This window comes from Variovorax sp. dw_954 (assembly GCF_018449755.1).
GTDB lineage: Bacteria > Pseudomonadota > Gammaproteobacteria > Burkholderiales > Burkholderiaceae_C > Variovorax.
In genome coordinates, this window is record NZ_JAAVVD010000033.1 from 1 (window position 1) to 12539 (window position 12539).

9 protein-coding genes and 1 pseudogene are annotated in these 12539 nt (G+C 67.8%); 7 read left to right on the top strand and 3 right to left on the bottom strand.

Annotation, left to right across the window (positions count from 1 at the left end):
• Window positions 1-159: 159 nt before the first annotated feature.
• The 3 genes from HB681_RS33235 to HB681_RS33245 all read right to left on the bottom strand — a co-directional run bounded on the left by HB681_RS33235 (window position 160) and on the right by HB681_RS33245 (window position 5871).
• Window positions 160-948 (bottom strand): DUF2092 domain-containing protein, encoded by a 789-nt coding sequence (locus HB681_RS33235; protein WP_213959158.1) that lies wholly within the window; start codon window positions 946-948, stop codon window positions 160-162.
• Between the two features lie 126 nt (window positions 949-1074).
• Window positions 1075-4425, bottom strand: a complete 3351-nt coding sequence (locus tag HB681_RS33240; RefSeq protein WP_213959159.1) for an autotransporter outer membrane beta-barrel domain-containing protein — start codon at window positions 4423-4425, stop codon at window positions 1075-1077.
• Between the two features lie 21 nt (window positions 4426-4446).
• Window positions 4447-5871, bottom strand: coding sequence for a TAXI family TRAP transporter solute-binding subunit (locus HB681_RS33245; protein ID WP_213959160.1), 1425 nt, complete (start codon window positions 5869-5871; stop codon window positions 4447-4449).
• A 181-nt stretch (window positions 5872-6052) separates the two neighbouring features.
• Here HB681_RS33245 and HB681_RS33250 point away from each other — a divergent pair, with 181 nt between their 5' ends.
• From HB681_RS33250 to HB681_RS33280, 7 genes and pseudogenes are all read left to right on the top strand, one after another.
• Window positions 6053-7171 carry an AI-2E family transporter gene (locus HB681_RS33250; protein ID WP_213959161.1) on the top strand — a complete coding sequence of 373 codons (1119 nt, stop codon included), beginning with the start codon at window positions 6053-6055 and terminating at the stop codon, window positions 7169-7171.
• Window positions 7172-7209: 38 nt separating this feature from the next.
• Window positions 7210-8745 carry an efflux transporter outer membrane subunit gene (locus HB681_RS33255; RefSeq protein WP_256735198.1) on the top strand — a complete coding sequence of 512 codons (1536 nt, stop codon included), beginning with the start codon at window positions 7210-7212 and terminating at the stop codon, window positions 8743-8745.
• On the top strand, window positions 8742-9878 hold the full coding sequence (locus HB681_RS33260; protein WP_213959163.1) for an HlyD family secretion protein: 1137 nt from the start codon (window positions 8742-8744) through the stop codon (window positions 9876-9878). The genes HB681_RS33255 and HB681_RS33260 overlap by 4 nt, the downstream gene beginning before the upstream one ends.
• A complete protein-coding gene (locus tag HB681_RS33265; protein WP_256735199.1) occupies window positions 9868-10992 on the top strand; it encodes a DUF2955 domain-containing protein in 1125 nt (374 codons plus the stop codon). The genes HB681_RS33260 and HB681_RS33265 overlap by 11 nt, the downstream gene beginning before the upstream one ends.
• Before the next feature lie 94 nt (window positions 10993-11086).
• A complete protein-coding gene (locus HB681_RS33270; RefSeq protein ID WP_213959228.1) occupies window positions 11087-11419 on the top strand; it encodes a hypothetical protein in 333 nt (110 codons plus the stop codon).
• Between the two features lie 100 nt (window positions 11420-11519).
• Window positions 11520-12116, top strand: coding sequence for a hypothetical protein (locus HB681_RS33275; RefSeq protein WP_213959164.1), 597 nt, complete (start codon window positions 11520-11522; stop codon window positions 12114-12116).
• A 91-nt stretch (window positions 12117-12207) separates the two neighbouring features.
• Window positions 12208-12381: pseudogene (locus HB681_RS33280) on the top strand (phosphate acetyltransferase); the annotation flags it as partial.
• Window positions 12382-12539 lie beyond the last annotated feature (158 nt).

The following is a 12539-nucleotide window of genomic DNA, read 5'->3' on the forward strand; positions in this document are numbered from 1 at the left end:
TGCGCCGCCGCCACCACCCCCGCCTCCAGCCCGTGCGCCACCGCCGCCGCGATCACCCGCCGCCTCGGCAGCGGGGATGGATGCGAAACCCACCAGGACAAGAGCGGCCAGCGTGGCTGCGGGCAATCCGCGGAATGATCCTTTCATGGTCATGCTCCTCTAGTTGGTTTTCGTGGGAACGATCTGGATTTTTGTCGCCCCCTTGGGCGGCGTGAACCTGAAGGTCGCGTCGTTGAAGGCAGGCTTCAGATTCCAGTCCATGGAGGTGATCGACTGGGGTCGGGCATCGTCGGCACGGTTGGTCACCACGAGCTTGCGCGGCAGCGGCCTGGCGCCGCTTGCGATCCATATCTGCCAGTCGAAATCCCCCTGGCGAAAGGCGTAGTGGTCGCAGAGGTCGTTCCCGATGAGATCCTGGCCGGCATTCATCGCCGACTCGACTTTGTCGACCGGCGCAGCCGGGGTGCCCCACAGGAACAGGTCGGCCAGCGGGATCTCGACGCCGTACCGCTTTTCGAGTTCGCTCACCAGCTCGGCGTTCGAGCCCGAGAACTCGACCGACGAGTAGTACTTCTGCGCCGGGTAGTAGAGGGTGGCCGTCCCGCCGCCGTAGATGATTTCACGCTCGGAACGAGCACTCCACATGTGGGCGCGCAGCTTGTCCGGACGCTGCACGTCGACGGTCGCCGATGCGCTGTGCAGCAGCTTCTGCCCGTCGGCCAGCACGCGCTCGCCCATCAGCGAGGTCGAGGTCCGGAAGCGAGTCAGGGTCTGCAAGTAGGTTCCCATGTCCTTGAGCGCCTGGATCGACGCCGGGTCGACGGGATTGGCGGCGGGGGGGCTGGCGGCTGGCGCCGGGGGCGCGCCTGCCGCGGGCGTCTGCGCGACAACGGTTGGCGCGGCCAACGACAAGGCCAGCACGGCCGATGCGAGTCCTGCGAGTTTCATAAGCTTTCTCCTTGGGGCTGCGGCACGGAAAGCCACCCTGAAGAACCTCAGCATGCGCGCTCGGCTCGTGCCGCGCATTGACGCGTGTCAATCACGGGCCACGACATGGCCCGGCACAGTAAGCACCTACCAGCGCACCTTGATGCCGAGCGAGCCCAGTACGGAAGACTTCACGCTGGCCTCGCCGCCGATGTTCCACTGATGGCCGATTTCGCCGTAAAGGCTTGTGGCCGGTGTCAGCGCCAGGGTTGCGCCCGCGGCGACTTCGCCGGCGCTGTAGCTGCCGCCGCTCGAGATCACGGTCGATGCCGCCGGCCCGATGAAGAGGGCGGCATCGTCGCTGAAGTTCGCGCGGTAGAAGTTCACTCGCGCGTAGGGTTGTAGCCGGCCGGCGGCGCTGGGGAGATCGCCCTTGATGCGCAAGCCCAGCCGGGCGATCCAGCCGCTGCCCGAGTCCTGCTGCACGCGTGCGCCGGAAAGAAGGAGGTCGTCGTAACTGTTGTGCTGCCAGGCGATTTGCGCCTGTGGTTCGATGTTCCAGTGCTCGCTCAGCGCGAATGCCTTGCCGGCTTCCACGGAGGCGATGAAGCCGCTGGCCTTGCCCGACACGCTGGGGTTGATATCCGGTCGCACGTCGTAGCGATGGCTGGCGCCCTGCAGCACGCTGTCGACGTACCAGCCGCTGGCATCCAACCACGTCGCATAGGTGCCCAGGAAGCGCGAGCGCAGGTCGTTGCTGCCGACACGCCCCGTGACGCCGCGCGCATTGCCGCTGACGTCGGCGTTGCCGTCCAGATAGCCGACGTAGACGCCCGCCCGCCAGGCGTCGGTCACCAGGAGGTCGGTGCCCGCCTGCAGGCCGCTCACGCGCAGGTCGGTCCGGGCCTGTGCGACGCCTGGCTCCGCCACGCTCAAGTCCGCATACACGACGCGCGCCCAGGCCCGGCGCGTGCCTGCATCGGCAAGGCTCGATGTGGTCTGTGTCGTCGGGTCGGCGCCCGAGGTCCCGGGCACTTCATCGCCCAGGCGTCGATGCATGTTGCCGAGCATGGCCAAGTCGGCTTGGCGCAGCTGCCCAGGCAAGGCCGCCAGGAGAGGCACCTCGGCCCGGTAGATCGGGACTTGCACAGGGGGGCTCGTCGGCGGCTGTACAGGCACGACCGGAGGCGGGCCGGATTCACCCGGCGGCGTTTCCTCGCCCGGGGGCACGACAGGCGGGATTACAGGCGGGATCACTGGCGGCAGTGTTGTCGTCGAACGCAGGTACCAGTTCTCCCCGCCGCCTTGCGCGTTCCCCGGCTGGAGCCGGTACTCAAAGGCACCCGCGTCCACATGCCCGCCCGCCAGGCTGAAGGCGCTCCTGGTGGTCTGCGCGGTGGTGGTGGCGCCGTTGCGCGCGCTGATGACTTCAATGCCATCGGCCGTGGTCAGCGCGCCCAGCCCGCCCAGGGTGGTGACCTGGACACTGGTGGTGCCGCTCGCCGTGGATGTTGCTCCGTCGATCACCAGCCTGTCGCTTCCAGGCAGGCCGGTGCCTATCTTGAGGATGCCCGCGTTCCCGGCATAGGGGCCGGTGACCGTGAGCGTGCTGCCTGCATTGGCGCTGACCAGACTGACCGTGCCGCTATTTGCCAGGGCCGCCACCTGCTGGTTGAAGCCGCCAGTGTCGAGCGTGGCGCCCGGGGCTACCGCGTGGCTGGACGCGGCGCTCAACGCGTTCGCAGCGGCCGCGCGCAACGTACCCGCGGCCACGGTGGTGGCGCCGGCGTAGGTATTGACGCCCGCGAGCACCAGCGTGCCGCTGCCGTTCTTGGTGAGGGCGCCGCCGCCGGAGACGACGCCCGACAGCGTACCGGTGAAAGCGCCGGTGTCGATGACGGGGTCGCTGGTGCCGGTGAGCACCACGGCATTGGCCAGCTTCAGGCCGTCGCGGCCAAAGGCCAGTGTGGTGCCTTCGTCCATGGCCAGCGCGCCACTGCCCAGCGCGGTGTCGTGGCCCACGGTGATCTGGCCGCCCTTGAGAAGCGTGCCGCCGCCGTAGGAGTTGGCGCCCGTCAGGGTCAGCGTGGCGCCGTTGAGCTTGGTGACGGTGCCGCTCCCGCTGATGGCGCCGCTGAAGGTCAATGCGTCGCTGCGATTGAAGACCAGCGATGCGTTGTTGGCCACATCGCCCATGATGCTGCCGGTCGTGCCGCCGACCCCCAGTTGCAGGGTGCCGCTGCTGATGGTCGTGACCCCGGTGTAGGTGTTGGCGCCTGTCAGGATAGTGGTGCCGGTGCCGAGCTGGTGGAAGGGGCCGGAGCCGGAGATCACCCCGCCAAAGGTGAAGGGGCCCGAGCGGTTGACGGAGAAGGTGCCGTTGTCGGTGACATCGCCGGTGATCGAGCCGCTCGTCCCGCCATCGCCGAGTTGGAGCGTACCGGCGGGACTGATGGTGGTCCGCCCGGTGTAGTTGGTGCTGTTGAAAGTGAAGATGGTCGTGCCGGCGAGCACGTTGACGGTGCCGTTGCCGATGATCTCGGGTGCGAAAACGTAAGCGGCGGACGTGTGATTGAAGTTGATCGTGCCGGTGCCGGCGCCAAATTCGATGCTCCGCGCCGTCAACGTGCCGGGTGCAGCGGCCGGCTCGCCCGCGCCCGCGCCGATATTGAGTGTCCCGGTCCCGCCGGGATTGCTCGCGATCACAACAGGCCCGTTGACGACGCCGCCATCCGCAATCGTGAGCGTGCCTGTGCCCCGATTGCCAACGTTGACTCCGGGAACGTTGGTCCAGGTGGAGCCCGCGCCGGTCACCGTCACCGTACCCCGCGAGCCTGCATTGGCGCCGACGTTGGCAGCGAAGTTGGCAGAAATATTGGTAACGACCCCGCCGTTCGCGATCGTCAGCGAGCCTGTGCCGGAACTGCCGATATTGAGCCCGCCGCTGATTCCGTTCGTCCAGTTGGAGCCCGCGCCGGTCACCGTCACCATGCCCGCTGAACCGGACCCCAATCCGATGGAGGCGTTGGCACTTTGCATCGCGCCGCCGTCTTGAATCAAGAGGGTGGCCGTGCCCTGGCCGCCCAGCACGACGCCTCCGGCATTCGACCAACTGGAGCCGACGCCGGTCACCGTCACAGTGCCCGCGCCACCCGTCAAATTGCCGATTGCGCCGAAGGAATCGGCCAATGTCCCGCCGGTCTGGATGAGGAGTCTCCCTGTTGCGAGTGGACCGATGTCGAGATTTCTGGCCTGCGCACCCAAGCTCGATATCTCAGTCGAATTCGGCGTCACCGTGTTGATGATCCCGTCGGTCGTTTGCCTGGGATAGCCGGCGCTCCAGTTCCCGCTGAGGAACCAGTCACTGCCGAATCTTCCGGTCCATTCGGTTTGGGCATGCGCAGGCGCAACGGAGGCTGCGAGCAGCGTGACGGTGAGAGACAGTCCACTTCTCCCACGCGGCAGACGGCCATGGATCGTGAAAGAGGATGTAGCCATGTGCTCCCCGCAAGGACGTGTTCAGGAGGGTGTCTTCAGGCCCGATGGGCCTTGCGGGGCGGGCGCAGCGCGCGTCTGGCGCCCGTTGCGTCCAGGCCCCGTTGCGGCATCCGCCTCTTCGGCATCCGTATCCGCGCCGACGCCTTGCGCCTTGGCCATCACGCTCTGGCGAACCAGCCCGATGTGCTCGCGCAGCGTGTAGGCCTCGCTGGCATAGCTCAAAGGCGCCCGGATCCGCGCGGCGGCCTGCTCGATGCGGACCAGGTCGCTCAGCCATTTCTCGATGGGCAGGGCGGTGGCGCGCGTCATGACATCGCGTTCGAGCAGTGCCAGCTCTCCATACCAGCGATAGATGCGCGATCGCATGCGCCAGCGGAACAGGCGCGGCAGGATGTTGGTCAAGGGAACGACCACGAACACCACGGGCAGCAGGAGCACGATGAGGCGTTCGAGATAGGCCGCGATGGTGAACGGCAGGTAGCGGTGAAGCACGCTGGGCCCGAAGCGGTGGTGACGATCCGCATCGGCCGACACCGGCAGGTCCACCGCCGCGGTACTCGGAAATTCATCGTCCGCTTCGAAGTAGCCCTGCTTCCTGTGCAGTTCGCGCGCGGCCTCGAGGAGCAGGTTGATGATCGCCGGCGACAAGCCCTCGCGCGAGACCAGCATCGCCTTGGTACCGATCAGCTTCACGTCTTCCTGCGGGATGTGCTGCTCCAGCTCGATCGTTCCCGCCGGCAAGGTCAGCTTCGTGATGTAGGGGAACCTGCGTTGATAGGCCTCCGCGCGTGCCAGGCTGATCAGCTTCAGGTCCGTGTCGTGCAAGGCCTGCCAGACCGCCGGGAACTGGACCGGCCCGACCAGGAACGCGGCGTCGACCTGTCCTGCCTGCAACGCGCGCAGTGCCTCCAGATTGACCAGCGGCACCAGTTCGGTGTTGAAGCGTGTGATGCCGTTCGCTGCGAGCAGGGGCTCCATGAACGCGCGCACGCCGCTGCCCGATGAGCCCACGGCGATTCGCTTGTAGCGAAATTCGTCGAAGTGCTCGTGCACGACGCTGTCGCGATAGAAGATCCACAGCGGTTCGTAGTACAGGGCGGCAAGCATGACCAACGAGCCGCGCTCGTCGGGGCGCACCACGCCGCCCTGCACGAACGCCACGTCCACGCCGGAGTTCGGATCCCGCAACAAGCGCTCGTTCTCGTCTGCGCCACCGGTCATGCGCTCCTCGACCGTGACGCCGTCGCGCGCCAGGATTTCCTTGTAGCGATTCGCGTACTGGTGATACATGCCGTCCGGCAGGCCGGACGCGAGAACGATGTGGCGTGGAATGGTGCTTTGCAGAAACCAGGCGCCCACGACGGCAACGACCACGCTTGCGACCGCGACCAAGGTCCAGCGCGCGTTCTCCTGTCGCGGTCCCGCAGGCAAATCACCCAGTTGCATACCGTGTCGAGTTTTCCGGCAACGTTCGGACCCGGTCCGCGAATGCGTCCCTGATCCTGTGACAACTCCACTTGTGCGAAGCAATCTACCCGTTGCTGATTGCTGCCGTCTTGAGCGTTGTCAAGTCGAGGCGGCAGTGTCGCGTGAACAATCGCAGCTCGCTACCTCCGGAGGGCATCCCATGATCACATCGAAGCCTGACCTCGTGCTCGAGACACGCCTGTCCAGGAAGCTGATGGACGTGTTCATCCGGGCCGGACTGGTGCTGGCCCTGACACTGCTGTGCTTCCGGATCTTCGCGCCCTTCATCACCATGATGGCCTGGGCGCTGATCCTTGCGGTCACGGCCTATCCGGGCCACCAGGCGCTGGCCCGCAAGCTCGGCGGCAAGCAGGGCCTGGCCGCAACCTTGCTGGTGCTGGTCGGCATCGCGCTGATCGTCGTGCCCATGGCCGTGGTGCTGGGTTCGATGGGGGATTCGGTCCACGAGACCGTCGAACGGGTGCGCGAGAACAAGGTCGAGATCCCGGAGCCGCCGGCCAGCGTGGCCGAGTGGCCCGTGGTCGGCTCGAAGGTGCACGGTGCCTGGTCGCTGGCGCACACGGACATGCCTTCGGTCATCCAGAGGATGCAGCCGCAGCTTGGCGAACTGGCCGCCAAGGCGCTGGCGATGGTTGCCAGCATCGCCGGGACGGTTCTGCTCTTCATGGCTTCCTTCGTCATCGCCGGCATCATCATGGCCTTCGGGGAGTCGGGCGCCCAAGCCGCGCGGGAAATTCTCGGGCGCATCGTCGGCATCGAGCGCGGCGTGGAGTTCGCGGCGCTGTCCACCGCGACCATCCGGGCGGTGTCGCTGGGCGTGGTCGGCGTCGCCTTCATCCAGGCCATGGCCGTGGGCATCGTGATGATCGTGGCCGCCATTCCCTTCGCCGGCGTCCTCGCCATGATCGTGCTGGTGCTCGGCATCGCACAGGTGCCTGCGCTGCTGGTCACGGTGCCGGCCATCGCGTACATCTGGATGAGCGGCAACTACGGCACCGTGCCGGCAGTCATCTACACGGTGCTGCTGGGGATCGGCGGCATGCTCGACAACGTGCTGAAGCCGCTGCTGCTGGGCCGCGGCGTGGATGCGCCCATGCCGGTAGTACTGATGGGCGCACTGGGCGGCCTGGCGGGCGCCGGCATCCTGGGAATGTTCATCGGCGCCACCGCGCTGAGCCTGGGCTACCAGATCCTCATGGCCTGGGTGGCGACCCATCCGGACGTCGTCACGGAAAGCGACCTGCCGCCCGCCACTTGATGCGCGCGATGCCTTCGAAGCCATCGAGGGTGCGGGCGATGGCCCTTGCCGGCGCCGCCGCGATGCTGGGCGGGTGCACCACGGTAGGCCCCGACTTCGAGCGGCCCGTCGTGCCCTGGCTGTCGGCCTGGAGCGGCGGCTCGCTCGGCACCCTTGCCGCCGACCCGGGGCGCGCGCGGCGGCCCGGCAATGGCGCCATGCAGGCGTGGTGGGGCAACTTCAACGACCCCGTGCTCGACCGGCTCGTCGCCGAGGCGCAGCGCGTCAACCCCGGCGTGCGCATTGCCGGCATGCGCATCATGGAGGCGCGGGCGCAGCTGGGGATCGCCGACAGCACGCGCTATCCGCAGGTGCAGCAGGCGAGCGGCGAACTGCTCGGCGTGGGCGAACAGCGCTCCAACGGGCGCGACAACAGCGCGCTGTCTGCCAGTGCCGCGTTCTCCGTGGGCTGGGAGCTCGACTTCTGGGGCAAGTTCAGGCGCAGCATCGAATCGGCGGATGCCGCCTACCTCGCCAGCATCGCCCAGTACGACGACATGCAGGTGCTGATGGCCGCGCAGGTGGCCGGCCTGTACTGCACGATCCGCACCGTGGAGCTGCGCCTGCGGATCTCGCGCGAGAACGCGGCATTGCAGAAGCGCAGCCTGCAGATCACGGAGCTGCATTTCAGGAGCGGCAACGAGTCCGAGCTGGACGTGCAGCAGGCCAAGGCCCAGTACCTCGGCACCCTCTCGACCGTGCCTCCGCTGGAGATTGCCCTGCGCCAATCGCAGAATGCCCTGAGCATCCTGCTGGCGCGTGCGCCGGGTCCGTTGCCCGAGATGCAAGAGGGCGAGGAGCGGATTCCGCAGGCCGGCCTGGACGTCATCGTCGACATGCCGGCCGAGCTGCTGCGGCGCCGTCCGGACGTGCGTGCGGCGGAGATGCAGCTGGCGGCGCAATCGGCGCAGATCGGCGTGAGCGAGGCGGACTTCTATCCGTCCATCACGCTGCTGGGGTCGGTGGGCCTGTCGGCCACCTCGGTCGAGGGGTCCTCGCGCATCCTGAGCGGGGCCATCGGGCCCAGCCTGGTCTGGAACGTGTTCGATCACGGACGGTTGACCAACGCCGTGCTGGTGCAGGACGCGCGGTTCCAGCAGCTCTACCAGCAGTACCAGGACACCGTGCTGCGGGCGGCCCGCGAGGTCGATGACGCGTCGGTCGCCTTTGCCAGGACCGGCGAGCAGATCGTGCTGCTGGCCGACGCGGTGAAGGCGGCGCAGCGTTCGCTGGAAATCGCCGACCGGCAATACAACGAAGGCCTGGTCGATTTCCAGCGCGTGCTCGACTCGCAACGGGTGCTCTTCACCCAGCAGGACGTGCTGGTCGCCAGCCGCGGCAGCCAGTCGCAGAGCCTGATCGCCATCTACAAGGCCCTGGGCGGTGGCTGGGAGGCAGCGCGCAATCGGCCGGTGCTCGACGATGCGTCGCAGGAGACCATGGGCCGGCGCAGCGACTGGAAGAGACTGCTGGCAGCCCCCCTGCCGCCGCCCGGCACCGATGCGCCGCCCATTCCGGAGGGGACAAGACCATGAGCGAAGAACAAGTCGCGAAGCCGGCAGAGCCACTGTCCCCAGAGCCGCCGCCGCCCGAGAACGGCAAGGGCGCCCGCATCGGCGGGATCGTCGTGCTGGTGCTCATTGTTGCCAGCCTGGTCTGGTACTTCGCGTCGGATCGCCTGACGCCCTTCACCTCGCAGGCCCGGGTGCAGGCTTTCGTGGTGCCGGTGGCGGCGGAGGTGGCGGGGCGGGTGCTGAAGGTGCACGTGCGGAACAACGACAGCGTCCAGCAGGGGCAGGCGCTCTTCGAGATCGACCCGACGCAATACCGCATCGCGCTGCAACGCAGCCGCGCGGACTACGAGTCGGTGCGGCGCTCGGTCAATGCATCGGTGGCTTCGGTGGACGCGGCCCAGGCTGGGCTGCGGGCGGCCGTGGCCAACCATGTCTATGCCCGGCAGGACGCCACGCGGCTGGAGCAGATCTTTGCGGAAGACCCTGGCGCGATCTCCATCCGCCGCGTGCAGAGCGCGCAGGCCAGCCGGGTCAAGGCGCAGAGCCAGGAGCAGGCCGCCCGGGTGGACCTGATCCGTGCCCAGGAAGCCGCGGGCGAGAGCGGCGACAAGAACGCGCAGCTGGCCAGCGCCCGCTCGGCCGTCGAGAAGGCCGAACTGGACGTGCAACGCACGTCCGTGACCGCACCCGCCAGCGGCCTGGTGACGGACCTGCGCACCGACGCCGGGCAGTTCGTGCAGGCCGGCGCACCGTTCATGACGCTGGTCACCGTCCACGACCTCTGGATCAGCGCGGACATGACCGAAAACAACCTGGGCAACATCGAGCCCGGCAACGCGGTGGCAATCGTGCTCGACGTGATGCCGGGCAAGGTGTTCAAGGGCCGGGTGCGCAGCATCGGCACCGGGGTCGCCAGCGGGCAGCCGGCGCAACCCGGCACGCTGCCGACCATCGAGAACAACCGCGACTGGCTGCGCCAGGCCCAGCGCTTTCCGGTGGCCATCGAGTTCGATCCGTCCGAGCGCGATCAGCTGCGCGCCGTGCGCGTCGGGGGACAGGCGGAGGTGCTGGTCTACACCGGCGACCACGGGCTGATGAACTGGCTGGGAGGGGTCTTCGTCCACATGATGAGCCTGCTGTCCTATGTCTACTGAGTCCACTGCGCGGGGCCGCATGGGCCGGGCCGACAAGGCCGTGCTGCGGCTCGCCATCGGCCTGGGTCTTGCGGTACTGGTGGCCTACGGCATGGCGTTGAAGGCGCCCTATGCCGTCTGCGTGGTGGCCGTGCTGATCCTGTGCAAGCCGGGTGCGCCGATCCCGCTGTTCAAGGGCATCGTCCTGGCGCTCGTCGTTGCCGTGCTGATGATGTCGGGCGTGCTGCTGGTCCCGCTGCTGGAGAACTACGCGCTGGCCGGCGTGCTGCTGACCATGGCCTTGCTCTACGCGGTGTTCTATTCGGGTGTGCGCAATGCCAACCCGCTGGCGACGATCCTGGTGATGGCGATCACCCTGATCCCGGTGATCGGCGTGGCGGCGCAGGCGCTGGCGTTGCAGATCGGCGTGACCCTCGCGGTGGGCCTCTGCATCGGCGTGCTGGTCGGTGGCATATCGCACGCGCTCTTTCCCGATCCGCCGGTGCCTGGCATGGCAAGGGCTGCACGGGAGGTTCCCTCGGCGGAGTCTGCGCGCTGGATCGCCTTGCGCGCGGTCGTGGTCGTGCTGCCCGTCTTCGTGCTGGCACTGACCAATCCGTCCTTCTACGTCGCGGCCATCATGAAGTCGGTCGCGCTCGGCCAGCAGGCCGGCGCCACGAGCACCCGTTCGGCCGGACTGGAACTCGTGGGCTGCACGCTCATGGGCGCAGCGATCGCCGGCTGTCTCTGGTTCGGCCTTTCGCTGCGGCCCAACCTGTGGATGCTGATGCTCTGGATGGCCGCGGCCGCGCTGTGGGCCGGGACGCGTCTGTTCCGCGTGCGGCCCGGCGCCTGGCCGCCTTCCTTCTGGGTGCAGTCCCTGGTGACGATGCTGCTGCTGCTGGGGCCGGCCATCGAGGACAGTGCCGGCGGCAAGGATGTCCTCAAGGCATCGGCCGTGCGGGCCGCATTGTTCGTCGTCGTGGCGCTGTATGCGTGGGCGACGGTGTGGGTGCTGGAACACTGGCGGGCCGCCCGATCCGGGGCAAGGTCGAACGGGAGACGCAAGGTGCCCAGCCGCCTCGCAGGCAGCGGCGCCGGCTTACCACTTGACGGAGGTGACAGACATGAGTGACTTCGATACGGACAGCGAACATCATTTCGACGCGCCCGACGCACGACACAAGACGCGCCTGCCTCGCCCGCAGCGGGGCAGGGCGGTCTTCCTCATGCACCTGCTGCGAGCCGCGAGTTGCGCCGCGGTGGTGGCCGTGTCTGGCTGCGCGTACTACCCCTATCCGGTTGCGACGTCCGCCCCCGCCAGCTTCGACCGGTCCTTCAGCGCGGCGGGCGGCGCCATGCGCGACCAGGGCCTGGCCATCAGCGTCGAGGACCGCGCCAGCGGCACCGTCGTCGGCGGCATCGGGGGCGGCACGGTGACCGCGCGCGTGCTCCAGCAGGCCGATGGCAGCGTGCGCGTGCAATTCGATGCCACTGGTCCGCGCGATCCGGCGCTGATCGATCGCGTCTCGCGCAGCTACGACAGCCGCATGGGACGCTGACGCGCCGGCCAAATTTCCAGGGCAATTGACTTCCGTCAAGTCGAATCGACGGGCTTGGGGACATGCTAGTCGCCAGTCTCAACCATCCAAGGAGGATCCCATGAGGATCATGACTTCGCTTGCAGCAGTGGCGCTGCTGGGCACGCTGCTGCAACCCGCGATCGCGAAAGACAAACCCGCCCACGCCATGGCCGCCTCGACGGCGCCCGGCTCGGGCACCATCACGGAAGTCGTCCGGGTCTCGGGTGTGGTCGAGGCGATCGACCTGCCGACACGTCATGTGGTGCTCAAGAATTCCCACGGCAAGCTGATTGCGATGGCGATCGGCCCCGAGGCACGCAACCTGGAACAGGTCAAGGTCGGCGACCACGTCCGGGTGAGCTACGCGCAGGCGTTGAGCCTGACCTTGATGAAGGACGGCAAGGAACTGCGCAGCAAGAGCGAGACCCCGAGCGGCGCCCGGTCTGCGGAAGGCGAGCGCCCGGCCGGTGTGATCGGCCAGAAGGTCGAGGTCACGGCCGACGTGACGGCCGTCAACAGCAAGACTCATATGGTCACGCTGCGCGGCCCGGAGCATGAGATCGACCTGAAGGTCCGCGATCCCGAGCAGCTGAAGCTGATCAAGGTGGGCGACCAGGTCCATGCGGTCTACACCGAGGCGGTGGCGCTGTCGGTCGAGCCTGCTTCCAAGAAATGAGGCGTTTGCGCGCCAGACGGCGCGATGGGCAGCCCGCGCGCCGAGGCAGTCATGGGCGGTGTCGGCACGCTCGACCTTCAAAGGCATCGAAATGACCGCAAAGCATGAGAAATACCAGCGGCTGATCGACGCATGCAAGTCGCTTCTCCCCATGCCGACAGCGGTCGTGCACCCCTGCGACCAGAGTTCGCTGGAGGGCATGCGGGAGGCGACGCGCCTTGGGGTGATCGCATCGATCCTGGTCGGGCCTCGCGCGCGGATCGAGAGCCTGACCAGCAGGGCCGACTCCCTGATGACACGGCTCGCCTCGTGCGCGGTCGCGGCAATGGTCGCCAAGGCCCGCCGCGAGAGCCTGACGGTGCAGGGATAAGGCGATGGATGAACCGCGTGCGTGGCGCGACGGGCTGCGCGCCGGGTACGACG